Source organism: Neisseriaceae bacterium CLB008 (assembly GCA_041228285.1).
Classification (GTDB): domain Bacteria; phylum Pseudomonadota; class Gammaproteobacteria; order Burkholderiales; family Neisseriaceae; genus JAGNPU01.
This window is the reverse complement of sequence record CP166133.1, coordinates 270,385-294,671: the sequence shown is the minus strand read 5'-3', so window position 1 is coordinate 294,671 and position 24,287 is coordinate 270,385. Positions and strand designations below refer to the sequence as shown.

Annotated in this window: 22 protein-coding genes and 1 pseudogene; 15 read left to right on the top strand and 8 right to left on the bottom strand. The window is 53.3% G+C overall.

The features are described 5' to 3' along the window. Positions 1-133 precede the first annotated feature (133 nt). The 8 genes and pseudogenes from AB8Q18_01285 (at position 134) to ung (ending at position 7,302) form a co-directional block, all read left to right on the top strand. A complete protein-coding gene (locus AB8Q18_01285) occupies positions 134-871 on the top strand; it encodes a glutathione peroxidase (GenBank protein ID XDZ51714.1) in 738 nt (245 codons plus the stop codon). A gap of 77 nt (positions 872-948) precedes the next feature. After that, positions 949-2,361 (top strand): dihydrolipoyl dehydrogenase, encoded by a 1,413-nt coding sequence (locus AB8Q18_01280; GenBank protein ID XDZ51713.1) that lies wholly within the window; start codon positions 949-951, stop codon positions 2,359-2,361. 387 nt (positions 2,362-2,748) lie between these two features. Then, on the top strand, positions 2,749-3,954 hold the full coding sequence (gene gltS / locus AB8Q18_01275; GenBank protein XDZ51712.1) for a sodium/glutamate symporter: 1,206 nt from the start codon (positions 2,749-2,751) through the stop codon (positions 3,952-3,954). 155 nt (positions 3,955-4,109) lie between these two features. Continuing rightward, positions 4,110-4,526: pseudogene (msrB, locus tag AB8Q18_01270) on the top strand (peptide-methionine (R)-S-oxide reductase MsrB). A 169-nt stretch (positions 4,527-4,695) separates the two neighbouring features. Beyond that, positions 4,696-5,328 carry a LysE family translocator gene (locus tag AB8Q18_01265; protein XDZ51711.1) on the top strand — a complete coding sequence of 211 codons (633 nt, stop codon included), beginning with the start codon at positions 4,696-4,698 and terminating at the stop codon, positions 5,326-5,328. A 164-nt stretch (positions 5,329-5,492) separates the two neighbouring features. Further along, complete coding sequence (locus tag AB8Q18_01260; protein ID XDZ51710.1) at positions 5,493-6,155, top strand: protein-L-isoaspartate O-methyltransferase; 663 nt, start codon at positions 5,493-5,495, stop codon at positions 6,153-6,155. Between the two features lie 66 nt (positions 6,156-6,221). Further along, complete coding sequence (locus AB8Q18_01255; protein ID XDZ51709.1) at positions 6,222-6,551, top strand: rhodanese-like domain-containing protein; 330 nt, start codon at positions 6,222-6,224, stop codon at positions 6,549-6,551. A 1-nt stretch (position 6,552) separates the two neighbouring features. Continuing rightward, positions 6,553-7,302, top strand: a complete 750-nt coding sequence (gene ung / locus AB8Q18_01250) for a uracil-DNA glycosylase (GenBank protein XDZ51708.1) — start codon at positions 6,553-6,555, stop codon at positions 7,300-7,302. A 56-nt stretch (positions 7,303-7,358) separates the two neighbouring features. On the opposite strand, the gene AB8Q18_01245 is transcribed toward ung, so the two are convergent. From AB8Q18_01245 to pssA, 6 genes are all read right to left on the bottom strand, one after another. Next, positions 7,359-8,921 (bottom strand): CoA-acylating methylmalonate-semialdehyde dehydrogenase, encoded by a 1,563-nt coding sequence (locus tag AB8Q18_01245; protein ID XDZ51707.1) that lies wholly within the window; start codon positions 8,919-8,921, stop codon positions 7,359-7,361. Between the two features lie 75 nt (positions 8,922-8,996). Beyond that, positions 8,997-9,875: a UTP--glucose-1-phosphate uridylyltransferase GalU gene (gene galU / locus AB8Q18_01240; GenBank protein ID XDZ51706.1), complete on the bottom strand. Its 879-nt coding sequence runs from the start codon at positions 9,873-9,875 to the stop codon at positions 8,997-8,999. Further along, positions 9,872-12,316 carry an NAD-dependent DNA ligase LigA gene (gene ligA, locus AB8Q18_01235; protein XDZ51705.1) on the bottom strand — a complete coding sequence of 815 codons (2,445 nt, stop codon included), beginning with the start codon at positions 12,314-12,316 and terminating at the stop codon, positions 9,872-9,874. Before ligA ends, galU begins: the two co-directional genes overlap by 4 nt. Positions 12,317-12,388: 72 nt before the next feature. Continuing rightward, positions 12,389-13,747, bottom strand: a complete 1,359-nt coding sequence (locus AB8Q18_01230) for a cell division protein ZipA C-terminal FtsZ-binding domain-containing protein (GenBank protein XDZ51704.1) — start codon at positions 13,745-13,747, stop codon at positions 12,389-12,391. Between the two features lie 91 nt (positions 13,748-13,838). Next, positions 13,839-14,423 (bottom strand): 1,6-anhydro-N-acetylmuramyl-L-alanine amidase AmpD, encoded by a 585-nt coding sequence (gene ampD / locus AB8Q18_01225; GenBank protein ID XDZ51703.1) that lies wholly within the window; start codon positions 14,421-14,423, stop codon positions 13,839-13,841. A gap of 160 nt (positions 14,424-14,583) precedes the next feature. Then, positions 14,584-15,342 (bottom strand): CDP-diacylglycerol--serine O-phosphatidyltransferase, encoded by a 759-nt coding sequence (pssA, locus tag AB8Q18_01220; protein XDZ51702.1) that lies wholly within the window; start codon positions 15,340-15,342, stop codon positions 14,584-14,586. A 427-nt stretch (positions 15,343-15,769) separates the two neighbouring features. Here pssA and asd (AB8Q18_01215) point away from each other — a divergent pair, with 427 nt between their 5' ends. The 7 genes from asd (AB8Q18_01215) to AB8Q18_01185 all read left to right on the top strand — a co-directional run bounded on the left by asd (AB8Q18_01215) (position 15,770) and on the right by AB8Q18_01185 (position 22,387). Continuing rightward, the gene (asd, locus tag AB8Q18_01215; protein XDZ51701.1) at positions 15,770-16,879 is read left to right on the top strand and encodes an aspartate-semialdehyde dehydrogenase; all 1,110 of its coding nucleotides are present in this window, start codon (positions 15,770-15,772) and stop codon (positions 16,877-16,879) included. Between the two features lie 766 nt (positions 16,880-17,645). Then, positions 17,646-18,512, top strand: coding sequence for an archaetidylserine decarboxylase (gene asd, locus AB8Q18_01210; protein XDZ51700.1), 867 nt, complete (start codon positions 17,646-17,648; stop codon positions 18,510-18,512). 106 nt (positions 18,513-18,618) lie between these two features. Continuing rightward, positions 18,619-19,173, top strand: coding sequence for a hypoxanthine-guanine phosphoribosyltransferase (locus tag AB8Q18_01205; GenBank protein ID XDZ51699.1), 555 nt, complete (start codon positions 18,619-18,621; stop codon positions 19,171-19,173). Between the two features lie 100 nt (positions 19,174-19,273). After that, positions 19,274-19,678, top strand: coding sequence for a PTS sugar transporter subunit IIA (locus AB8Q18_01200; GenBank protein ID XDZ51698.1), 405 nt, complete (start codon positions 19,274-19,276; stop codon positions 19,676-19,678). 6 nt (positions 19,679-19,684) lie between these two features. Beyond that, entirely contained in the window at positions 19,685-19,954 is a 270-nt protein-coding gene (locus AB8Q18_01195) for an HPr family phosphocarrier protein (GenBank protein XDZ51697.1), read from the top strand. A 2-nt stretch (positions 19,955-19,956) separates the two neighbouring features. Further along, positions 19,957-21,717: a phosphoenolpyruvate--protein phosphotransferase gene (ptsP, locus tag AB8Q18_01190; protein ID XDZ51696.1), complete on the top strand. Its 1,761-nt coding sequence runs from the start codon at positions 19,957-19,959 to the stop codon at positions 21,715-21,717. A gap of 25 nt (positions 21,718-21,742) precedes the next feature. Continuing rightward, positions 21,743-22,387 (top strand): DsbA family protein, encoded by a 645-nt coding sequence (locus AB8Q18_01185; protein XDZ51695.1) that lies wholly within the window; start codon positions 21,743-21,745, stop codon positions 22,385-22,387. Positions 22,388-22,404: 17 nt separating this feature from the next. Here AB8Q18_01185 and AB8Q18_01180 read toward each other — a convergent pair whose 3' ends face one another. Both AB8Q18_01180 and AB8Q18_01175 read right to left on the bottom strand, forming a co-directional pair. Next, positions 22,405-23,247 (bottom strand): SDR family NAD(P)-dependent oxidoreductase, encoded by an 843-nt coding sequence (locus tag AB8Q18_01180; protein ID XDZ51694.1) that lies wholly within the window; start codon positions 23,245-23,247, stop codon positions 22,405-22,407. 119 nt (positions 23,248-23,366) lie between these two features. Then, positions 23,367-24,236 carry an ABC transporter substrate-binding protein gene (locus tag AB8Q18_01175; protein ID XDZ51693.1) on the bottom strand — a complete coding sequence of 290 codons (870 nt, stop codon included), beginning with the start codon at positions 24,234-24,236 and terminating at the stop codon, positions 23,367-23,369. Positions 24,237-24,287 lie beyond the last annotated feature (51 nt).

Genomic DNA, 24,287 nt, shown 5'->3' with positions numbered 1-24,287 from the left:
GCTATTGATTTCATTTTAACTATAAATTTTACTAAACGACAATCAGACCCTATACTGTATGACATACCGAATCAAAACCAAATTAAGTTTTTGATTCAACCCATTATTTCACCTCAATAACTAAGGAGTCAGTATGTTGCAATCTAAAGAAGGTCAAAAAATCCCTAGCGTGTCTTTCCCCGTTCGCGAAGGCGATGCCTGGAAGACCCTGACCACTGATGAATTATTTAACAATAAAACCGTTGTGGTGTTCTCTCTACCTGGGGCCTTTACCCCAACGTGTTCTTCTTCACACCTACCACGCTATAACGAACTGGCAGACACGTTCAAAAAATACGGCGTTGATGACATCTTGTGCGTGTCTGTGAACGACACCTTCGTGATGAACGCTTGGAAAGCCGACCAAGAAGCCGAAAACATCACCTTCATTCCCGATGGTAACTGTGACTTTACCAAAGGCATGGGCATGTTGGTACACAAAGACGACCTTGGCTTTGGCGATCGTTCATGGCGCTATTCAATGCTGGTAAAAAACGGCGTGGTTGAAAAAATGTTTGTTGAGCCAGAAAAAGAAGGCGATCCGTTTGAAGTATCAGATGCCGACACTATGTTGAAATACTTAGCGCCAGAGCATTCTGAACAACCTTCTATTACCGTGATCAGCAAACCAGGCTGCCCATTCTGTGCCAAAGCCAAGCAGGCTTTGCAAGACCACAGCCTGAACTATGAAGAAATCGTATTGGGCAAAGACGCCACCACCGTCAGCGTACGCGCCATCACCGGTAAAACCTCGGTACCGCAAGTATTCATTGGTGGTCGCTACATCGGCGGCAGTGAGGAATTAGATCAGTACTTAGCCAAACAAGCTTAAGCAACTCGATTGAACCCAAACAAAGCCTCAACTCGGGGCTTTGTTTGTATCCTCCACAAGCAAACAAAAGGAACATCATGCAAAAACGAACAACCGACGTGGTGATTTTGGGTGGCGGGACCGCCGGCATGGGCGCCTACCGCGCAGCCAAAGCACAAACCGAACGCGTCATCTTAATTGAAGATCATCACTTTGGCACCACCTGCGCCCGCGTAGGCTGTATGCCCTCAAAACTATTGATCGCGGCCGCTGAAGCCGCTGAGCACGCTCGTCACACCGCCCCATTTGGGGTACATGTAGACGGCGACATCCGCATAAACGGCCAAGAAGTCATGCAGCGCGTGAAGTCTGAGCGTGACCGTTTCGTTGGCTTTGTGTTGGAAAGCGTAGATGAATTTCCTGCCGAAGACAAAATTCTGGGCAAAGCGCGCTTTATTGATGCCCACACCATTCAAGTCGATGACCACACGCAAATCACGGCCGAACGCATTGTGATTGCCACGGGCTCACGCACCAATATGGCCCCCTACCGCGATGCTTGGGCCGACTTGGGCGATCGCCTCATCATCAACGACGACGTGTTCGCTTGGGATGACTTACCCAAAAGCGTGGCCGTCTTTGGCCCTGGTGTGATTGGCTTAGAATTAGGCCAGGCGTTGCATCGCCTCGGCGTGGACGTGACGCTATTTGGCGCCAGCGGCCGCGTTGGTCCATTGACCGACCCTAAACTCATGACCGAAGCGCAAAAAATCTTTAAATCAGAACTTAAAGCGCACCTCAAGAGTAAAGATGCCCAGTTCACCCGCCGCGGCGACCAAGTAGAGATCAGCTTCAAAAGCGACGAAGGCCAAGCCGAAACCATCACCGTTGACTACGTATTGGCTGCCATTGGCCGCCGCCCCAATGTAGACAATATTGGTTTAGAGAATCTCGACATTCAGTTAGATGAACGTGGTGTACCGGTCGCCGACCATAAAACCATGCAAACCAGCCTGGCGCACATCTTTATTGCAGGCGACGCCTCTAACCAATTGGCACTGCTGCACGAAGCCGCCGACCAAGGCCGTATTGCTGGTCACAACGCGGGCATTTATCCGAATACAGAAGCCGGCCTACGTCGCAGCCTACTGTCGGTTGTGTTCAGCGATCCACAAATTGCGCTCATCGGCGACACCCATCGCACTTTAAGCGAGCGCTTTAAAGACAGCGACCGTCTAGTCGTTGGCGAAGTGTCGTTTGAAAACCAAGGCCGTAGCCGCGTCATGCTGGTCAATAAAGGCCGCTTACACGTGTATGCCGACAAACACACCGGCCTATTTTTGGGCGCCGAAATGATTGGCCCTCGTGCCGAACACATCGCCCATCTACTGGCTTGGTCACACCAGCAAGGCATGACGTTAGCACAAATGCTGGACATGCCGTTCTACCACCCGGTGATCGAAGAAGGCGTGCGCACAGCCTTACGCGATGCTTTACGCCAAGTCGACTAAATCATGATGGATCAAAAACCTGCTTCGGCAGGTTTTTTTAGGCCTAAAGCTGCCTCAATCCTCAACAGTCATCAATCCATAAGCATAAACAACGCCATTGTCGCATTTTTTTAAGGCAGCACTCGCTTCAAATGGACATTCGTTCCAATCCATCATTTTTATCTTTAAAAACAAATAATTCATTCCTTTTTGGCACAAACCTAGGCATTAAAAACAGCAGCAGAACATTGCCAAAATAAGGGCGATTAAAAAATAAAATCTCTATAATCCGCGATAGAATGCCAATATTTCTATATAATTAGCCCTTTTTTCACAACGTTCACGGCAAAAAAACAAGAATAATATCGCCTATTTGATACTCTACATGAGTCATGTAAGGAAACATTTATGCAATTAAATGCACATTTCACCTTAGTGGCTGCCTGCTTGGTTTTACTATTAGGCTCGCTGCTGGTTAAGAAAATTAACTTTCTGAAGAAATACCACATTCCTGAACCGGTTGCCGGTGGCTTTTTGGTGGCTATTGGCCTATTGGCGGTCTACCAAGCTTGGGGCATTGAATTTAACTTTGACAAAGCCTTACAAGACTCTCTTATGCTGGCGTTCTTCTCGTCTATTGGCCTGAGTGCAGACTTCTCACGCCTTATTAAAGGCGGCAAGCCCATTTTGATTTTCGTGGCGGTGGCATCTGCCCTGATCTTTGTACAAAACACGGTCGGCATGAGCTTAGCTTTGGCCTTGGATCAAAATCCGTTCTACGGCTTGATCGCAGGCTCTATTACCTTATCTGGTGGCCACGGCTCTGGAGCCGCCTGGGGCGCGCTGTTAAGCGAGAAATACGGCGTCACCGGCGCGGTAGAACTGGCTATGGCCTGCGCCACCTTTGGCTTGGTTTTGGGCGGCACGATTGGCGGCCCTGTTGCGCGTCGTCTGTTGAAAAAAATCGACCGTCAACCGCAAGTTGAAAACGAAGAGGAAGAGGTTGAAGTGGCGTTCGAACGCCCTAACCAAGGCCGCCGCATCAACGCCAGCGCCATCATCGAAACCGTGACCATGCTGGCCATCTGTTTGAGCGTCGGCACCTATTTGGACAGCATCACCAAAGACACTGCCCTACAGCTACCAACCTTTGTTTGGTGTCTGTTCACTGGCGTGATCATCCGCAACGTATTGACCCACATTGTGCGTCACGACGTATTTGACCGTGCCGTTGACGTCCTTGGCAGCGTGAGCCTGTCTTTATTCCTAGCCATTGCTTTAATGTCACTAAAACTATGGCAGCTGGCCGAATTGGCCGTACCGGTTTTGATTATTTTAAGCATTCAAACCCTCGTTATGGCGCTGTTTGCTTACTTTATCACCTTCAAAATCATGGGCAAAGACTACGACGCCATCGTTTTGAGCGCTGGCCACTGTGGCTTTGGCCTCGGCGCCACCCCTACTGCCATCGCCAATATGCAGGTGATTACCCAATCATTTGGCCCTTCTCACAAGGCGTTTTTGATCGTGCCTATGGTGGGTGCCTTCTTTATCGACATTGTGAATACGGCCATGATTAAGCTCTTTATTGAGATTGGCGGCAACTTCCTCTAAGGTTAATCACCCCCTTTTTAAGGCAGCTTACTCGGTAAGCTGCTTTTTTTTACTCCACAAATAGCCATCTAGACGGATAATTCTTGATCAAATCCTCATCTAGGGGCATAATCCATTCATCACCATCAAGGAGCCCCATCATGTCAAAACAAAACGATTTAAAACAGCGCCTATCCGAGCTTAGCTACCACGTCACCCAAGAGAACGGCACCGAGCCACCGTTCAGCAGCGAATACGACCAGTTCAATGAGCCAGGCATCTACGTTGACATCGTCAATGGCGACGCCTTATTCAGCTCTTTAGATAAGTTTGACGCAGGCTGCGGCTGGCCCTCTTTCAGCAAACCCATCGCCGCGCCCGTGGTAACGGAGCACGAAGACCGTAGCCTTAGCCGCGTGCGCACGGAAGTGCGTAGTGAAGGCAGCGACGCTCATCTTGGCCACGTCTTTAACGATGGGCCAACCGATTTAGGCGGCCTGCGCTATTGCATCAACGGCGCAGCCCTGCGCTTTATCCCCGCTAGCCGACTGGCCGATGAAGGCTATGGCCAATACGCCTCACTGTTTGCCTAAGCCTCACCCCAAACGGTGATAAAACCGACACTAGGCCCGTAGCGCATGCGTTACGGGCTTGTTTTATGCCAACCGCACCAAGCCATAAGCATAGGTTTAAAATAATTCTATACATCCCCATTTAAACGCATTAATGTAGAGTCCCCTTACTTTTCTGCTGCCCCTCATCATGCCCACCACCCACAATATGATTGCCTTTGCCCTCGTCGCCCTAGGCATGGTTTTAACCCCTGGGCCGAATATGATTTACCTCATTTCGCGCTCCATCAGCCAAGGCGCTGCGGCAGGCTTTATGTCGCTGGCCGGTATTGCCTTGGGCTTTGTGTTTTACTTGATTTGCGCCGCCTTAGGCATCACCACCTTAATCTTATTGGTGCCGTACGCTTACGATACCTTACGCATTGCCGGCGCCCTATACTTAATGTACCTTGCCTGGCAGGCGCTCAAGCCCAACGGGCGCTCAGCCTTTCAGGTGACCGAGTTGGACCACGACGGCCCCAAAAAGCTTTTTTTCATGGGCTTTTTAACCAGCGCCCTGAACCCCAAGGTAGCGATTATTTACGTTTCGCTTCTGCCTCAGTTCATGAGCCCTGGCAGCGGCAGCATCTTGAGCCAGTCCTTGGTTTTGGGCAGCACGCAAATTCTGGTCAGTCTCAGCGTCAACGCCTTAATCATCCTCATGGCAGGCCGAATTGCCTATTTTTTAAACAGCAAGCCCAGCTGGATGTTGGCCCAACGCTACTTAATGGGCACGGTGCTGTTTGGCTTAGCCACGCGTATTCTGTTCGACAATAAACGCTAGCCGCACGCCCGACCCTTAATTCAAGACGGCCGCTGGCCGTCTTTTTTATAGACGGACTTGACACCATGGCATGGGCTTTGCTTTTTGTTGCGTTAAACCATGCACGTTCGGTGTAAATATGGGATAATCAACCCCTTCATGATAATCAGCTTTTGGAGTGCAGGATGGACTTTAACAACGCGCGTTTTAACATGGTGGAACAACAAATCCGCCCATGGGATGTTTTGGACTTTGATTTGCTGGATGTTTTACAAGAAATTCCACGCGAACTGTTCGTTTCTGAGGCACAAAAAGCCATTGCGTATACCGACCAAGTATTGCCTTTGGCCAACGGCAGCGAAATGACCGAGCCCAAAATCGTGGCGCGCATGATTCAGGCCCTCAAACTCACCAACACTGAAAATGCCCTTGAAGTGGGCACAGGCTCTGGCTACGGCACCGCCATTTTGTCGGCCATGGCCCACAGCGTTTTGACCGTAGACGTCGACGCCGATCAGCTCAAACTAGCCGAAGCCGCCCTACAAAAGCTTAACCGCAATAACGTGACCTACAAACAGGCAGACGGCCTTCAAGGCGTGAACGACCAAGCACCTTACCAAGCCATCTTGGTCGGCGGCTCTTGTCCTGTCGTGCCAGAAACGCTAAAGGCTCAGTTGGCTGACGGTGGTCGTTTGATTGCCATGATTGGCGATGCAGCCGACCCCATCCAACGCGCCACCCTAGTTGTGCGTAGCGGTGACACCTTCACCGAAAAACGTTTATTCGACGCCTACATTGCCCCTTTACAGGGCGCAGACAGCCTCGTTGCTTCACGCTTTACATTCTAAAGAAGCCCACACAAAAGCCCTTGTTACCACAAGGGCTTTATTTTCACCCTCTCTGAAAAAGACACCATGAGCAACGTATACACTCTTTCGGTTGCCGAGCTGGCCCAATGGCAGCAAGATAACAAACCTTTTGTTTTACTGGACGTGCGTGAAGACAACGAAGTGGCGCATTGCGCTCTGCCTGGCCACGTACACATCCCGATGAACGTCATCCCCCTACGCCACAATGAATTGCCTGATGATGCACCCATCGTGGTGTATTGCCACCACGGCATGCGCAGCCTGCAAGTAGCCATGTTCTTGAAGCACACAGGCTTTGAAGCCGACGTCTACAACCTCACTGGCGGTATTGATGCTTGGTCGCGCAGCATCGACCCCAGCGTGCCGACCTATTGAGATGAACCACGCCCAACTGGCCGCCCAGCTGCCGCTATGGCAGGCAGCCCTCAGCCACATTGACGCCAGCTGGTTGCCCTGCCTCAGCACCCCGATTGTCTTGGCCGCGCTGCAAGACTGTCACGCGCGCTATCAAGCCGAGGTGGCGGCGCAAAAAACCCTCTATCCGCCGGTAGACCAGCTATTTGCGGCCTTAGCCATGCCCGTCGCTCAGGTCAGCTGCGTGATCGTGGGGCAAGACCCCTACCACGGGCCGAATCAAGCCAACGGCTTAGCCTTTTCTGTGGCCTTAGGCGAACGGGTGCCACCATCTCTGCGCAATATGTATAAAGAGCTGGCCCAATCAACATCGTTCACCGCTCCCTCCCACGGCGACTTAAGCGCTTGGGTGGCGCAAGGCGTGCTCCTGTTGAACACGGCCTTTAGCGTCGAGGCTCACCAAGCCGCTAGCCATAAGGCTTGGCCTTGGGCCACCGTCAGCGATGCCTTGCTGGGCTTCGTCAACGCACACACCCAGCACACGGCCTTTTTACTGTGGGGCAAGCACGCTGCCGCCAAGGCCAGCCTCATCGACGCCAAACGTCATTTAATCCTCTCATCTGCCCATCCGTCGCCGCTGTCGGCCAGCCGCGGCTTTCTCGGTAATCGGCACTTCGTGCTGGCAAACGACTATCTCAGCCAGCATGGCCGCCCCGCGATTCAATGGCAGCTGCCGCCGGCAACCACACCGCAAACCGACCTATTCGGCTAGGACAACCCCATCAAAAAAGCGAGCCTCTAAGCTCGCTTTTTTGATGGTTACGCTGATTACTGGCTGGGTAAATCAAACGACGACGCACCCTCTACCTCATGCCAGCGCGTGGTGACGTTTTTGGTGCGGGTATAAAAACGAATGCCGTCTTGGCCATACACCGCTAAATCCCCAAACAAAGAGTTCTTCCAGCCACCAAAGCTGTGAAACGCCATCGGCATCGGCACGGGGACGTTCACCCCGACCATGCCCACCTCGACCTTGGCCACAAACTCACGGGCCACGCGGCCAGACTGAGTGAAGATGCTGCCGCCGTTAGCGTAGGCGCACTGATTGATTAAATCCAAAGCCGCCTCTAAATGTGGCACCCGCACCACGCACAGAATGGGCCCAAACAGCTCTTGCTGATAAATACGCATATTCGGGGTCACGCCATCAAATAGACAGGGCCCTAAAAAATAGCCGCCTTCATGCCCTTCTACCCGGCAGCCACGTCCATCGATCAATAGCTCGGCGCCCTCGGCCACACCCATGTCGACACAGGCTTTGAGCCGATCCAAATGCGCTTGGCTGATCAAAGGGCCGTAATGCACGCCAGCCTCATGCTTAACGCCGGTGCGCACGCTGGCCACTTTGGCTTCTAACCTAGCCATGAGTTCTGGCGCCGCGTCACCCACCACCACCGCCACTGCCGCCGACATACAGCGCTCGCCGGCGGCACCAAAGGCTGCGCCAACCAAGGCATCAATCGCTTGATCCAAAGGCGCGTCTGGCATCACCACAATGTGATTTTTGGCGCTGCCCAAGGCCTGTACCCGCTTATGATGCTTGGCCGCTGCCTCATACACTTTTTCGGCTACCTGGGTGGAACCAACAAAGCTCACGGCCGCCACGTCAGGATGGGCAATCAAAGCATCAACCGCCACCTGATCACCCTGTAACACGTTGAAGACGCCCTCAGGCAGACCGGCCTGCTGGAATAAATCCGCCAACAGCAGCGCTGCCGAAGGCGTCTGTTCGGATGGCTTCAAGACAAACGTATTGCCACACACGATGGCCAAGGGCGCCATCCACAGCGGAATCATGGCCGGAAAGTTAAACGGCGTGATGCCCACCACCACGCCCACTGGGCTACGAAAATTGTAGCTGTCGACTTCATGGCTAACCTCATGGGCGTAATCGCCGCTGAGTAAATACGGCGCCCCACAGGCAAAGGCCACCACTTCGATGCCGCGATCGACCTCACCTAAGGCATCTGACAACAGCTTGCCTTGCTCAGCCGCCACAGCGCCCGCTAACTCCTGCCGATTGCCCTCCAAGAGCTCCTTATACTTAAACAACACCCGCGCTCGGTGCGCCGGCGTGGTTTTGGCCCAGTGGCTCAGCGCCGACTTAGCGGCCTGAACCGCCAGCTGCACTTCATCGCTGTTGGCCAAGCCAACCTCTTTTTCAGCCACACCTGTGGCAGGATTAAACACCTCAGCCACTCGGCCCGAGCCTGAAGCCAGACGGCGGTGGTTAATGTAATGAGGCACTGACTGAAACACCTCTTGCACCACCGCGGCCTCTTGGCCTTTTTTGTGCTGCCACTGATGCCACAACTTGCTTAATAAGCCCATTGCCTATCCTTTATGCCTTTCGCTCCAGAGTGAGCCATGCCTAATGCCTTTAGTATACCCGCCAACGCAGCAGCATCAAATGCTCTGCGGCACATGTTTGGCCAAAATAGCGGCAAACTGCGCCCCTACTTCTGGGTGTTTCAAACCATAGGCCACCGTTGCTTCTAAATAGCCAAGCTTGCTGCCGCAGTCATAACGTACGCCGTCAAAAGCATGCGCTAAAACGGGCTCATAGGCCAGCATGGCGGCAATCGCATCGGTCAGCTGTATTTCGCCGCCGGCGCCTTTAGGGGTGTTTTGCAGTAATTCAAAAATACGCGGCGTCAAAATATAGCGCCCCACCACGGCCAAATTAGAAGGCGCCACATCGGGATGCGGTTTTTCCACAATACTGCTGATGCGCTGATAGCCGCCCTCGGCCACTACTTCCACAATGCCGTAGGCGCCCGTGTCTTCTTTGGCCACGGTTTCCACGCCCAACACATTAGCGCCGCCGCTGGCCTCATGCACCGCCAGCATTTGGCTTAGGGCGCCCTGAGGCGCGTCGATTAAATCATCGGCCAGAATCACCGCAAAAGCTTCGTGACGCACCGCGGGCTTGGCGCACAAAACAGCATGACCCAAACCCAAAGCTTCAGTTTGGCGGGTGTAGAGGCAGCTCACGTTTTTGGGCAAGATGTCCTGCACATGGGCCAGCAGCTTGTCTTTATTACGGTAGGCCAGCTCGGTTTCTAATTCGTAAGCCTTGTCAAAATGGTCTTCGATGCTGCGCTTATTGCGCCCGGTGACGAACACGATTTCGGTACAGCCCGCGGCCACCGCTTCTTCAACCGCATACTGAATTAAAGGTTTATCCACAATCGGCAGCATCTCTTTGGGGCTGGCTTTAGTGGCGGGTAAAAAACGGGTGCCCATGCCCGCTACGGGGAACACGGCTTTTTTAATCGGCTTCATGATGTACTTTCCTGATTCAATAAGGCCAATAGCTGACCCTCATCTAAAACGGTCACGCCCAAGGCCTGCGCTTTCTCCAGCTTACTACCGGCGGCTTCGCCCGCCACCACATAGTCGGTTTTTTTAGACACGCTGCCCGCCACCTTACCGCCGGCTGCCTCCACCATGTCTTTGGCTTCATCACGCTTAAGCGTCGGTAAGGTACCGGTCAAGACCACGGTCTTGCCCAAAAGAATTTGCGCCGGCGCGGCCGTTTCGGAGACGGGCTCGGCGGCCACCGCCTGTCTGAGTGCGGCTTTAAAATCAGCGATTTGCTGCAACAACAAGCCATGCTCTGGCTGTTGGCGCCAAGCCTGCCAATGATTGGGCAAGGCATTGTCGGTGGCCAGCGCCGCCCAACTACCCGCCAATGCCAGCAGTTCCTTGGCCCGTACCGGCGTCAGCTTAATGCCGGGTAAACGACTCAACAACGCCTCATCCGCCCACAGTGCTTCAATAGCCAGATTAGGCGCCTGCTCGATCGGCGCCACGCCAGCCGCCAATAAATCATCAAGCTGCTGTTGATGAGCCTCTTGAGCGAAATAGTCGGCAATGGCCTGAGCCACGATGGCGCCCACGTCAGGCAGGCAGGCCAAAATCGGCGCAGGCGCTCGGCGCACTAAATCCAAACGACCGAGATATTGGGCCAGCGTCTTGGCCGTGCTTTCGCCCACGTGGCGTATCCCTAAGGCAAACACAAAACGGGCCAACAGCGGCTGCTTACTGGCATGAATGCCTTGTAAAATATTCTCGGCCCACAAAGTTGGCTCGCCTTTCATCGGCGCGCTGATGGCCAGCTCAATCGATTCGCCCGCCTCGGCCGCATCCGCCATGCGCTTCATTTTTTGTAGCGTGGCTAAATCCAAACGATAAATGTCGGCAAAGGTTTTAACCAAGCCAAACGCAACCAGATTTTCAATGTGCTTTTGGCCAAGGCCATCAATGTCCATCATGCGGCGTGAGGCAAAGTGAATCATGGCTTGCGCGCGCTGCGCCTCACAGTCTAAGCCGCCGCTACAGCGGGCAATCGCTTCGCCTTCCTCACGCACGATGGGGCTTTGGCACACAGGGCAGGCCGTGGGCATTTCAAACGGCGCATACACTGGCACAGCCTTCACCTCAGTTTCCGGCTCTGAAAATAAATCCAGCGGTTCGGTCGACACGTTAACCGTCTGCATCGGGCGTTTATCCAACAGCACCCGCACCACTTCAGGAATCACGTCACCGGCGCGGCGAATGTACACCGTGTCGCCCACGCGCACGTCTTTTCGGCGAATTTCGTCTTCATTGTGTAAGGTGGCATTGGTCACCGTCACCCCACCCACGTATACCGGCGCCAGACGCGCTACCGGCGTAATCGCACCGGTTCGGCCCACTTGAACGGTGATGTCGTTCACCGTGGTCAGCGCCTCCTCGGCCGGAAATTTATGCGCAATCGCAAACCGTGGCGCGCGCGACACAAACCCTAAGGCCTGCTGCTGGGCCAAATCGTTGACCTTATACACCATGCCGTCAATTTCAAACGGCAAGTCGGGACGCTTAGCACTCATGCCTTCATAAAACGCCAATAGATCGCTCAGCTGCTCAAATACACCCCACGTCTCAGCGGGCGGCGTAGGAATACCCAGCGTGGCTAAATAGGCCAGTTCGTCGGCGTGGGTGGCTAAGCGCAGCTCATCGTCTAGCTGAGCGATGCCGTAGGCAAAAAAGCTCAGCGGCCGCTTAGCGGCAATCTTGGAGCTGAGCTGGCGCAAGCTGCCGGCTGCGGCGTTTCTTGGATTGACAAAGGCCTTCTCGCCTTTGGCTTCTTGCTGGGCGTTCATGCGTTCAAAATCAGCCTTAAACATCAGCACTTCGCCACGCACTTCAAGTACGCTCGGCACCACCACGCCGGGGCGGTTAATGTTTAAAGGAATGCTTTTAATGGTGCGCACATTGGCGCTCACGTCTTCACCGGTGACGCCATCACCGCGCGTCGCGGCCTGAACCAGTACACCGTCTCGATAGGTTAGGCTGATCGCCAGGCCATCAAACTTAGGCTCAGCCACATAGGCATAGGCGCTGGGCAGCAGGCCTTTAATGCGTTCATCAAAAGCGATTAGCTCAGCATGTCGCTGCCTGGGGTCGGCCTCATCCCAATCAGAAAAGGCATTGTTTAACGACAGCATCGGCACGATGTGCTGGATCTGGGCAAAAGCCTTCAGCGTGGTGCCGCCCACACGCTGGGTCGGCGAGTCGGGCTGAATGAGTGCTGGATGATCGGCCTCTAAGGCCACCAATTCCCGATACAGGCGATCGTATTCGCTGTCGGGCACGCTGGGCGCGTCTTGATCGTAATACTCACGACCGTACTGTTGCAATAAAGCCTTAAGCTCAGCGTATTTTTGCGCCACTGTGTGCATGTGGGTCTCTCTTTTTTCCAATAAAAAAGGCATCATTTACGCGAAATGATGCCTCAGCTGCTTGCGGTAAAGTTAAGCGAATAGGCGCTCAGCCAATTCGTCGCCTGGCTCGATGCCGGCAGACACCATGTCCCCCTGTAGCTGGGCCACGTGTTGGCGAATTTGCTTGAGCGAGCTAGTCGATAACTCTTTTAACTGATCGTCCACCAAATCAAGGCGTAAGGCGCTGGCCAATTTCACGGTTAAATCCATGAATTGGGCAAACGATTTTTCGCCCGTTGGCACGTGGGTCACATCATACAGCATACTGAAGCCACGGTACGTTTGATTGGCCAACAAAGGCCCGGTAAACGGCGTATTGTCTAAGGTCACCAGGGTGAATAAATCTTCGGTGGCGCTGCCGTGATAGTGGAAGGCACCATCGTGCTCCAGCTCAAAGCCCAGGCGCTCGACTTCGGTGCGTAGCTCCATGCCCGACACGTTGCCGCGGGCCAACAAGTGAATCGCAATGGTTTGGTCCACGCGGGCGCACAGCTCGTCCAAAGGCCGCGCTTTTTGCATAAACTCATCCACATCGGTCAGCAATAGGCCGCCGTTCATTTCTTCAGCAAAGGCATTGGCGTTTTGCGCAAACTGATCTAAATCTTCAACCGGTGCAAGGCCTGCGCGGCTGATGGCCTGAAGGCCCAGCACAAAGCCTTGGTACTGCACGCCAGGAATCGGCTCGGCACGCTGGTAGCGACCGTCCATGGTGCAGCCAATGATGCGAAAGCGATGACGGTTGCTCAAGCGCGGCGCCACGGTCAGTTCGCGTGGTTCGGCCAAAGACACATAAGCCGTGTAATCACAGCGACGGTCAAACCAAGGCAAATCCAGCTTGGCCATGTCTTTTAAGCGCAGCAACAGTTTGCGGTTCACCACTTCGGGGGCCGTTTGCGGCGCAGGCGTCACTTCAACTTCTTCAAAAATCACCTGCTGCATCGGCGCAACAGGCTCTTGCACCAATAAGGGGGCGCTGTCGTCTTCGGCTTCGTATTCGGTTTCTAAGGCCATATTCGCCGCAGCTTCATTGGCTGCGCGTTCGGCCAATGAAGCTGCAAAGTCATCATCCGTTTCGCGCGCCATATTGGCCGGCTCAGGCACTACGTCGAAGAGGCCTGAAGTAGTCGGCTCTGGCGCGACCTCTTTTTGCTCTGGCGTCACCACTTGAGGCGTTGATTGAGGGTTGACCAAGCTTGGGGCCAGCATGCCTTCTTGGCCGTCCCGAACCTGATTTTTTTGGGTTTGCAGCAACACATCGTCCTGCGAACCGCCAAAGCGTTTACGCATTTGCTCTCGGAATTTTCGTTCCTGATAAATGTTGTAGCCGAATACCGCCGCCACAATCGCCACACAAATCACCACCAGCGCTAAGGTCAATTCGTTCATCATTCAATCATCACTTTATATTCAAGTTGTCACATGTTGCCATCATTTTAGATGATTATATCTAAGTCGGCCATCAGCGTATATTGATTCCTCTTTATAGCTGATCGGCCTGTCCCCTAATAATCGGCAACCCTGCTTGTTGAAGCTTAAACCAATCAAAGAAATGGCCTGGATCTGTCTTGCGATCAGGGGCAATGTCTTCATGCCCGGTGATCGCTTCAATCTGATAATGCTGGCACAGCGCCGCTAACAGCGGCACCAATGCCTGATACTGAGCTTCAGTGAAAGGCTCAAAATCACAGCCTTCTAACTCAATCCCAATTGAAAACCCGTTACAGCGTTCGCGCCCTTGAAACGAGGACACGCCAGCATGGTAGGCCTGGTCTTGAAACGACACCAGCTGAGTCACCGCCCCGCTGCGCTCAATCAATAAATGACTGGACACCCGCAGCGCCTGTATCACCGTATAAAATGGATGGACGCTGGGGTCAAGCGCATTTTGAAACAGCTGCTGCGGCCCTTGCTGTTGGTACTCGAAAGGCGGCAACGAAATATTGTGCAGCACGATTAAGTCGATCGCGTCTACCCGGCCCTCATGGTTTGGAGAGGGTAGATGAATGGCCTGATGCAGCCAACCATCGTCATCAATGGTCCAAGCATGTGAAGAAAGACTGTTCATACGCACAAAAGGTTCCTAAATCAACGCCCACGCGGTGTTGCCGTAGCTGGCACACCCATGAGCATTTACATTAACACAAAATACACCAAGTCAATAAAGCGTCAAAGAAAAATACACAAAAAGCTGCCTTAAAAGGCAGCTTTTTCCATGAATCCGTTGCTTATGCAGCCGACTTGGGTTTTTTCAAAGCGCTCCACACATAGTGAACATAGCCAGACAGGCTATACAATACAAAGAAGCTGAACAACACCAGGGCAGGCTCTAACACCAGCAGCAATAAAATCACGATCGAGATCAACAGCGTGAAAAATGGCATTTTACGGCGCACGTGCAGCTCTTTAAAGCTCCAAAATTTCACCGGCACCACCATCGACAAGCCAGCAAAGGCCGTCAACACCACCGCAATCCAACCTACATAAGGCATGGTTTCGTATTCATGGCTAATCCACACCAGACCGCACACCAAGGCCGCTGCTGTCGGGCTAGGGATGCCGACAAACCAGCGTTTGTCGGTTTTACCGACCATGGTATTAAATAAAGCCAACCGCATGGCGGCGCAGGCGCAGTAAATAAACGCCACGGCCCAGCCTAAGCGACCAAAAGCCTGCAGCTGCCACTCATAGGCAATCAACGCCGGCGCCACGCCAAAGCTCACCATGTCGGCCAAACTGTCAAATTCAGCGCCAAAATCACTTTGGCTATGCGTCATGCGCGCCACACGGCCATCCATGCCGTCTAGAATCATGGAAATAAAGACCGCGATGGCTGCCAGCTCAAAACGACCGTTCATGGCCTGAACAATGCCATAAAAACCTGAGAACAATGCGGCCAAGGTAAATGAGTTAGGCAAAAGATAAATGCCCGATTTAATGAAACTTTTTTGAGACGATGGGGTGTCGTCTTTTTTTGGCTCTGTCATGCTGCCAAATCCCTTTCTGTTTGATTGGGTTATGCGCCACACCTACGCAACTGAAGCCTCATTTGCCTGATGATTTCAGGCAAAGCAGTCCAATGCGGGGGTTAAGGCCAGTGTCGACGCCTGGGCCAGAGTGCTGATCACCATGATGCCACGGCAGTGATGAGCCAATGCGCCCACTTAAAGTCTTCGATTATAGCCCGAACCAAATCATTTGCGGCGGTTTTTTCCATGTAAAGCCTGCAAATCAGAATGACCTAGCCGTACAGCGCCCACCTAATAGCAATTATTTTTTAATAAAGCAAGCGGTGGCATCTTTACTTTTTTGGTTGATGGGGTTACAACTGAAGGTTCATCTTTTGAGTGTATGAGCTTTTATTTATTTGGCTTTATATTATTTAGTTTATCTAGAGTTAAGAGGAGTAATACTGTGAAAGTAGGATTTGTTGGTTGGCGTGGAATGGTGGGTTCGGTGTTGATGCAGCGCATGCAACAGGAGTTAGATTTTAACCACATTACAGAGCCAGTCTTTTTTACGACCTCTAATGTTGGCGGCCAAGCCCCAAACATCGGTAAAGACGTGCCGCCATTAAAGGATGCGAACGACATTCAGGCATTGGCACAAATGGACATCATCGTCACCTGCCAAGGCGGCGATTACACCACCAGCGTATTCCAACCCCTGCGCGACAGCGGCTGGAACGGCTACTGGATTGATGCTGCGTCTAGCCTACGCATGGCAGACGATGCCTTAATCATTTTAGACCCTGTGAACCGCGACGTCATCGACCAAGGCTTGGCCAATGGTGTGAAAAACTTTGTCGGCGGCAACTGCACCGTGTCGTTGATGCTGATGGCCTTAGGCGGCCTGTTCCAAAACAATTTGGTGGAGTGGGCCAGCTCAATGACTTATCAAGCAGCTTCAGGCGCCGGCGCCAAGAATATGCGCGAACTGATTCAGGGCATGGGCGCCATCGAAGCCGAAGTGGCCACCGAATTAGCCGACCCAGCCAGCGCCATTTTGGACATCGACCGCAAAGTGTCTGATTTCTTGCGCAGCGACCGCTTCCCTGACGCCAACTTCGGCGTGCCTTTAGCCGGTAGCCTAATCCCTTGGATTGACGCCGACCTAGGCAATGGCCAATCAAAAGAAGAATGGAAAGGCGATGTCGAGACCAATAAGATCTTAGGCACCGATCGCAAAACCGTGATTGACGGCTTGTGTGTACGCGTTGGCGCCATGCGCTGCCACAGCCAAGCGATCACGCTGAAGCTGAAAAAAGATCTGCCTTTGGCCGAAATCGAAGCCCTATTGGCCGGTGCCAATGACTGGGTTAAAGTGATTCCAAACACCAAAGAAGCGTCTATGGCAGAACTGTCTCCAACCGCCGTAACCGGCACCCTATCGGTACCGGTTGGCCGCATCCGCAAATTGGCCATGGGCGGCGAATACATCAGCGCCTTCACCGTGGGCGACCAATTGCTATGGGGCGCCGCCGAGCCGCTACGTCGTATGTTGCGCATTATTTTGGCTAAATAAGCGCCCCACGCAGAATGACGATACCAAACGCCACCTTTAACTAAGGTGGCGTTTTTTGTGCCTGGCTTAGGGTGATATTGGCTCTGGCTGCCATGGCTCATACCTCACGTAAGGTGGGTAAAGCGTAGCCTACCCACCACTCCTAACGTGCTCAGGTGCCCATATTTAAAACCCGCGTGGGTCACGACCCACCCTACGCTTAAGGGCCTACACTGTAGACGTAAAAAAGGTTTGTTGATTCACTGACATCAATTTCATCTCACCACCTCAGCCACTCAGTGAAGTACCCGTCCCCTTTTAGTCGCCGAGACGGGTTCTATTGGCCCAGATGAAGCGGGCAAGACGCTTGTGGTGGCCGACCACGCTTTTATAGGAGGGCGCCACTTTTGCACGCGCTGGGCCAATAGGTTCCGCCGAGGGAACCCCCTTCAGAGAAGGGGGCGAATAAGCAGGGGTGGCCTTTTCTTTGCATACTTTCTTTTGGCCACCCAAAAGAAAGTATGTCGCCTACAGGCGAAAGGCAACCTTTAATCAATAGCGAAATAACCGAAGCATTGTGAAACAAACGATTTCCAACGGTGGGCACGCTACGCTTTGCACCACCCTACACTAACTGCGAGGGCACCCCCACCCTCGCCATTGACCGCCCCATACCATTAATCCCCACTTACCGCTTTATTCAGGCTAAAATACGGACAGCATCCGCCGGCGAAGTAACCATGCCGGCCTCAGCCGTTTGATTGTTCCCGTATAAACCGAGGTATCCGTGTTAGAAAAATTTAAAATCTCACTCCAGTATTTCATTCCCCAACAGGGTCTCACCCGCTTTGCTGGCTGGGTTGCCAACCAAGAGCGTGGCGCCATTACGCGCTGGATCATCAACACCTTTATCAAGGTTTATAAAGTCGACATGAGCGAAGCCGTCCACGAAAACGTGGCCGACTACGCCCACTTTAACGCGTTTTTCACCCGCGCCTTAAAGCCAGACGCTCGCCCCATCGCCGCTGGCGATCACGTTCTGGTTCAGCCTGCCGACGGCACCGTGAGCCAGCTAGGCGCCATCGACGCGGGCCGCATCATGCAGGCCAAAGGCCATGATTACACCTTAGAAGCGCTGGTGGCGGCCGACAAAGACATGACGGCACAGTTCCAAAGCGGCCAGTTCATCACTACTTATTTGTCTCCTAAGGACTATCATCGCGTGCACATGCCCTGTGATGGCGTGTTAAAGGAAATGATTTACGTGCCGGGCGACCTCTTTTCGGTGAACCCCTTAACCGCGCAAAACGTGCCGAATTTATTCGCCCGCAACGAGCGCGTGATCTGCTTATTTGACACGCCGTTTGGCCCCATGGTGCAAATTTTGGTGGGCGCCACCATCGTGGGCAGCATCGAAACCGTGTGGGCAGGCGTCATCAATCCGCCGCGCATAGGCGTCTTGCAGCGTTGGACCTACCCTAGCGAAGGACCAGAAGCCGTGCATTTGGCCAAAGGCGAAGAAATGGGCCGCTTCCAATTAGGTTCTACGGTAATTAATTTATTTACCGCAGGCAGCGTCATCCTCAGCCCAACGCTGTTCCCACAAGGCCTAACCCGCATGGGCGAAGTTTTGGCCACCGCCGAACGCCACTAAACACAGACCGTGGCGCAATCTGTCGCCACGGCGCAACATTGTCTTTGTATTTGGCGCTTATAAATCCTATAATTGCCCCATACACCTCAAACAAGAAGGAAACTGTGTGCATTCTTTAGCGCAAACACAAGCCATTTTAGATGAAGCAGAACTGCTTTTTGATGAACCCACCTGTGAAGCAGCCTTAGCCAAAATGGCTCAAGACATCACCGCCACCTTGGGCGACAAATACCCCTTGGTGCTACCCGTTATGGGCGGCGCCGTGGTGTTTACTGGCCAATTATTACCCAAGCTAACGTTCCCGCTAGACTTTGACTACGTGCACGTGTCTCGCTACGGTGACAAGCTCTCCGGCGGCAACTTTAACTGGACCCGCTTTCCCAAAGAAGGCTTCGAAGGCCGCCATGTTTTAATCTTAGACGACATTTTGGATGAAGGTCACACCATGGTGGCCATCAAGGAAAAAGTCTTGTCTATGGGCGCCCTATCCTGCCACTGTGCCGTTTTTGCCAACAAGCTGTTGCCGCAAACCAAACCCATGCAGGCCGACTTTGTGGGCCTAGACGTACCCAATCGCTACGTATTTGGCTACGGCATGGACGTCAGCGGTTCATGGCGTAACCTCCCCGCCATTTACGCCCTAAAAGAGCCTCAAGCCTAACCATGCTTGACAGTTTTCGCGATAAGGTAAATGCTTACACTCAGGCATTTACCTTTTTTGTTCTTTGTCACCCTATAAAGCTTTTTAAAAGACCCTTATTATGATTGGCTTGCTCATTGTCACCCACGAATCGTTGGGTTCGGCATTTAACCACTTGGCCACGCATTTTTTTCCTGCGCTGCCGGGCAACGTGCGTATTTTAAACGTTGAAAAAAACGACGAACCCGAAGTGGTTCACGCGAAGATCTCCAAGCTCTTAGGCGAGCTGAATTTTGGCTATGGCGTGTTGATTTTGACCGACATTTTTGGGGCCACGCCCTGCAATGTCGCCAATAAATTCATCCTCAACCAAGACACGGCCATGCTCACGGGACTGAACGCGCCCATGATCGTGAAAGCGATTCAATATGCATCTTTAAGTACAAACTTAGCTGCACTCTTACAAGACGTTAAAAAAGCCGCCATTGCCGGCATCATCGACATCACCCACAAAGACACTTGGTAACCCACAATGATCAGTCAAGAATTTGAAATCATCAATAAACTGGGGCTACACGCCCGCGCTTCCAGCAAGTTTACCCAATTGGCCAGCGGCTTTAAAAGCGAGATTTGGGTGAGTCGCCAGGACCGCCGCGTCAACGGTAAAAGCATCATGGGCCTCATGATGTTGGCCGCCGCCAAAGGCTGCTTCATCACCATCGACGCCGATGGCCAAGATGAAACCGAAGCCATTGCTGCTCTTGGGCAGCTGATCAACAACCGATTCGACGAAAGCGAATAAACATGAGCCTCGTTTTACATGGTGTTCCCATCGGCCACGGCATCGCCATTGGCCGCGCCCACTTAGTGCGTCAAAGCATGGAAGACGTGATTTATTCGCCCATAGAGGCGCATCAAATCGACGCCGAAATCCAACGCTTTGAGCTCGCCATTAAAGCGACTCGCAAGCAAATGGAACAGTTGCGCAACAACATTCCAGAAAACGCCCCCACCGAATTGGGCGCCTTTATTTCCTTGCACCTCATGCTGCTGACCGACATCACCATTGCCCATGAACCTACCGACATCATCAAAAGCCGCATGGTCAACGCCGAATGGGCGCTAAAGCAACAGGTCGACATTCTCAGCCAACAGTTTGACGCCATCGACGACACCTACTTGCGTGAACGCAAGCAGGACATGCTGCAAGTGGTGGAACGGGTGTTTAAAAATCTGGCGGGTCAAAGCACCGATTTGGGCATTTCCGACGATCTATTCGACGACACCATTTTAGTGGCCCATGATCTGTCTCCCGCCGACACCATCTTTTTCAAAGACCAGCGCATCGCCGCCTTCGTCACCGACATGGGCGGGCCCACTAGCCACACCGCCATTTTGGGACGCAACCTAGAGCTGCCCTCGGTTTTGGCCCTACACAACAGCCGCGAACTGATCCATGAAGACGATTGGGTCATCGTCGACGGCATCGACGGCGTGGTCATTGTCCAGCCGGAAGAACAGATTCTGGTGGAATACCGCCGCCGCGCGCGCGAACACAAGGCCCAGCGTAAAGAATTAGACAAAATCAAACGCGCCAGCGCCACCACTCAAGACGGCACCCGCGTCAAACTACTGACCAATATTGAATCCGCCGACGACATTAAAAATGTGACCAAGTCGACCGCCGACGGCGTCGGCCTGTTTCGAACCGAGTTTTTATACCTCAACCGCGACACTTTGCCGACCGAGGAAGAGCAGTACGAAACCTATAGCCACATCGTTAAAAAACTCAAGGGCAAGCCCGTCACCATGCGCACCATCGATCTGGGCGTCGATAAAAACCCGCGCTGGTTCGGCCAAAGCGACGCTCTTAATCCAGCCTTAGGCGTGACCGGCATTCGCCTGTGTTTGGCAGAGCCCTTAATGTTTAAAACCCAGCTACGGGCGCTCCTACGCGCCAGCGCCCACGGTGATGTACAGATCATGCTGCCGATGATTTCTTCGGTAACCGAAGTCAATCAGGCGCTGGCCCACATCAACACCGTGAAGCAACAGCTGCGCGAAGAAGGCATAGACTTTAACGAAGCGCTGCCCATCGGCGCCATGATTGAAATTCCGTCGGCGGCCTTAACCGTGTCCAGCATTTTGAAAAAAATCGACTTTATTTCCATTGGCACCAACGACTTGATTCAATACACTTTGGCCGTTGACCGCGGCGATGAGGCCGTGAGCTATTTGTATCAGCCGGCCCACCCGGCCGTGCTGCGCCTATTGAGCCACGTCATTCGCACCGCCAACCGCATGAATAAACCGGTTTCGGTGTGCGGCGAGATGGCCGGCGACGCCAAGCTCACCCGCCTCTTACTGGGCATGGGCCTACGCCGCTTCTCCATGCACCCCACCCATGTGTTGCCGATTAAGCAAATCATTCGCGACGCCGAGCTGGACGTGATTGAGCCCAGCGTATTGCGCATCATGCGTAATGAAGATCCTGATCGAGTCGACGAGCTGTTGAAAAAGCTGAATGAATTAAGCATGACCAAAGACGCCAATGCCGACAAATAACCCCGCCAGCCCACAAGGACGCCCTATGCCATCAGCCACCTTACATTATATTTTCGATCCCTTTTGTGGCTGGTGCTACGCCGTCGCCCCTTTGATCGAAGCCGCAGCGAGCCTGCCCGAGCTGACCGTGACGCTACACGGCGGCGGCATGCTGGCCGGCGCCAATCGGCGCCAAATTGATGCTGGCTGGCGCGACTACGTCATGCCACACGATGAACGCATTGCACAAATGTCGGGCCAGCCGTTTGGCAGCGCCTATTTTGACGGCCTATTGCGCGACATCGGCGCCGAAATGGATTCGGCTCAGCCCATTGCGGCCATTTTAGCGGCCACAGCGCTCAACGGCCAAGGTCTGGCCATGCTGCACCAACTGCAAAGCGCCCACTACGTGGCAGGCCAACGCATCAGCGAGACGCCCGTATTAATCCAGCTGGCCACTGCATTAGGCCACGATGCAAACGCCTTCACCCAAGCGCTACACGATCAGCAAGGCGCCGCTACCGAAGCCCACATAGCAGCCAGCCGCAGCCTGTTAGGCCAGCTTGGTGGTCAAGGCTTTCCCACGGTGGCGCTGGCCCACGCCGACGGCCGCTGGCAGGTACTGCCGGTGAGCCAATACCTAGGTCAGGCTGACGCTTGGCGCAACTGGCTCAGCGCGCAGCTGGCCTAAGCATCTCAAGCGGCTCGCTAACGCGGGCCGCGTCCTTTAAATTCAGACATTGAGCCGTAAATTTTAAACACTTTCTCGGCCAAAACGTCCCACCACGCCAAGGGTAAGAGCCCCTTAATCACCTTGCTTAAGCCCACCGTCCACGGCAGCAACAGCTGCGGACGCCCCAGCTTCATGGCCTGCCATATCTGCGCCACCACGGCCTCAGGCTGCAGCATGGGCGTCAGCAACAAGGGCTTGGCGCCCGCGAACATCCCGGTGTCAATATAGGTGGGACACACCGTGGTCACCTTCACGTGGTCATGCCCCGCCTGCACCAGCTCTAAACGCAAAGAATCACTCCAGCCAAACAGCGCCCATTTCGAGGCCGCATACACGCTCATATTGGGATTGGACACCAAGGCCGCCGCCGAGGCGATGTTCACAATTCGGCACGGGCGCTGGCCGGCCAACATGGCGGGTAATAAAGCCCGCGTCAGCTGCATCGGCGCTAAGGCGTTTACCGCCATGGTGCGCTGAATGTCCTCTATTGGGCGATGGCCCCAAAAGTAATCGCCACAGACGACGCCGGCATTATTGATCACAATATTCGGCAGACCAAAACCCGTTTCCAGCTGCGCCACGGCCGCGGTAATGGCGTCCAAATCCGCCAGATCCACCACTTGAGTCACCAGCTGTATCCGCTCATCTGTCGCCATCTCTTGCTGTAGCTGGGCCAAGCCGGCCGCATCAATGTCCCAGGCCACCAGGTGGCGGCAGCCTTCTTTTTTAGCCCGCTCCAGCAACAAGCGCCCCATGCCCTGGGCCGCACCCGTCACCAAAATCACTGACTCGCTTAGACACACCCCTTTTCGCCTCATCGTCACTCCTTTTGTTTAAATGTCAAAAGCATGGCTTTATATTGACCTAAGCCAGCGCAATCGTCAAAAAAAAGACGCAGCGTTATGTACGCTGCGTCTTTTAAACCCTAATTTTAGGCTTATTTACCCAAATGCTTCGCCACTTCATCGGCCTGTAGCGAAATGCTTTGCAAGCCACCGCCTGATAGATACCAAAGCTTAGGCGTCAACACCACCACTTTTTGGTTTTTCACGGCTTTGACTTTTTTCATGTCTTTGTCGGCGAACAGCTTCATGTCCAAAGGCGCTTGACCAATGGCGCTGCTACGGTCAATCACGTAGATCACGTCTGGGTTTACCTTGTTCAAATAGGCTGCGTCCACCACCACGCGCTCATCACCAACGTTTGCATCAGCTTTTTTCACGTGCAGTGCATCATGAATAAAGGCTGCGTAACCGCTGTTTGACACCATCAGCTTGCCGCCGTTGTGCAACATCACGGTGGCTTTCACAGGAGAAGCGTCGGCTTGAGCCTGAATGCCTTTAATCTTGGTTTCCAAAGCCGCCCATTTTTGTTCGGCTTCGGCTTTTTTACCCACTAACTCACCCAACATCAAGGCGTTGTCTTTGGCTGACGCAAGGTATTTCTTGCTGTCAGTCGCGTAGCGAATAGTCGGGGCAATTTTCACCAACTCATCGTGGGCGGCATTTTGGCGGCCGGCCATGATGATCACGTCTGGTTTGGCGGCTTTAATCACGGCCAAATCGGGGGTTTTCATGCCGCCGGTGTTTTGGTAGGCATCCGTGGCGTATACGCTCATGTATTCTGGGCCATTTTCTTTAGGCAAGGCCACCACGCGATTCGCGGCACCGAGTTCGGCTAAGGTATCTAAAGCACCAAAATCCATGGCCACGATGCGCTTGGCGTCTTTAACCGGTAATTCTTGCGCCCCTACGGCCGCCACGGACAAACCCAATACGCAACCTAGGGCGTAAACTGACTTTCTCATATTAACCTCCTTAAATAAACGATAATGATTATCGTTTATTAGTTTTGATCT

Bases quoted from the DNA above. Each gene is read 5' to 3' on its own strand.
- AB8Q18_01175 (XDZ51693.1), bottom strand. From the start codon at position 24,236: ATGAGAAAGTCAGTTTACGCCCTAGGTTGCGTATTGGGTTTGTCCGTG.
- AB8Q18_01195 (XDZ51697.1), top strand. From the start codon at position 19,685: ATGATCAGTCAAGAATTTGAAATCATCAATAAACTGGGGCTACACGCC.
- AB8Q18_01185 (XDZ51695.1), top strand. From the start codon at position 21,743: ATGCCATCAGCCACCTTACATTATATTTTCGATCCCTTTTGTGGCTGG.
- AB8Q18_01180 (XDZ51694.1), bottom strand. From the start codon at position 23,247: ATGAGGCGAAAAGGGGTGTGTCTAAGCGAGTCAGTGATTTTGGTGACG.
- galU (XDZ51706.1), bottom strand. From the start codon at position 9,875: ATGAAGCCGATTAAAAAAGCCGTGTTCCCCGTAGCGGGCATGGGCACC.
- AB8Q18_01230 (XDZ51704.1), bottom strand. From the start codon at position 13,747: ATGATGAACGAATTGACCTTAGCGCTGGTGGTGATTTGTGTGGCGATT.
- ptsP (XDZ51696.1), top strand. From the start codon at position 19,957: ATGAGCCTCGTTTTACATGGTGTTCCCATCGGCCACGGCATCGCCATT.
- gltS (XDZ51712.1), top strand. From the start codon at position 2,749: ATGCAATTAAATGCACATTTCACCTTAGTGGCTGCCTGCTTGGTTTTA.
- AB8Q18_01255 (XDZ51709.1), top strand. From the start codon at position 6,222: ATGAGCAACGTATACACTCTTTCGGTTGCCGAGCTGGCCCAATGGCAG.
- AB8Q18_01245 (XDZ51707.1), bottom strand. From the start codon at position 8,921: ATGGGCTTATTAAGCAAGTTGTGGCATCAGTGGCAGCACAAAAAAGGC.
- AB8Q18_01285 (XDZ51714.1), top strand. From the start codon at position 134: ATGTTGCAATCTAAAGAAGGTCAAAAAATCCCTAGCGTGTCTTTCCCC.
- ligA (XDZ51705.1), bottom strand. From the start codon at position 12,316: ATGCACACAGTGGCGCAAAAATACGCTGAGCTTAAGGCTTTATTGCAA.
- pssA (XDZ51702.1), bottom strand. From the start codon at position 15,342: ATGACAGAGCCAAAAAAAGACGACACCCCATCGTCTCAAAAAAGTTTC.
- AB8Q18_01280 (XDZ51713.1), top strand. From the start codon at position 949: ATGCAAAAACGAACAACCGACGTGGTGATTTTGGGTGGCGGGACCGCC.
- AB8Q18_01260 (XDZ51710.1), top strand. From the start codon at position 5,493: ATGGACTTTAACAACGCGCGTTTTAACATGGTGGAACAACAAATCCGC.
- AB8Q18_01200 (XDZ51698.1), top strand. From the start codon at position 19,274: ATGATTGGCTTGCTCATTGTCACCCACGAATCGTTGGGTTCGGCATTT.
- ung (XDZ51708.1), top strand. From the start codon at position 6,553: ATGAACCACGCCCAACTGGCCGCCCAGCTGCCGCTATGGCAGGCAGCC.
- AB8Q18_01265 (XDZ51711.1), top strand. From the start codon at position 4,696: ATGCCCACCACCCACAATATGATTGCCTTTGCCCTCGTCGCCCTAGGC.
- ampD (XDZ51703.1), bottom strand. From the start codon at position 14,423: ATGAACAGTCTTTCTTCACATGCTTGGACCATTGATGACGATGGTTGG.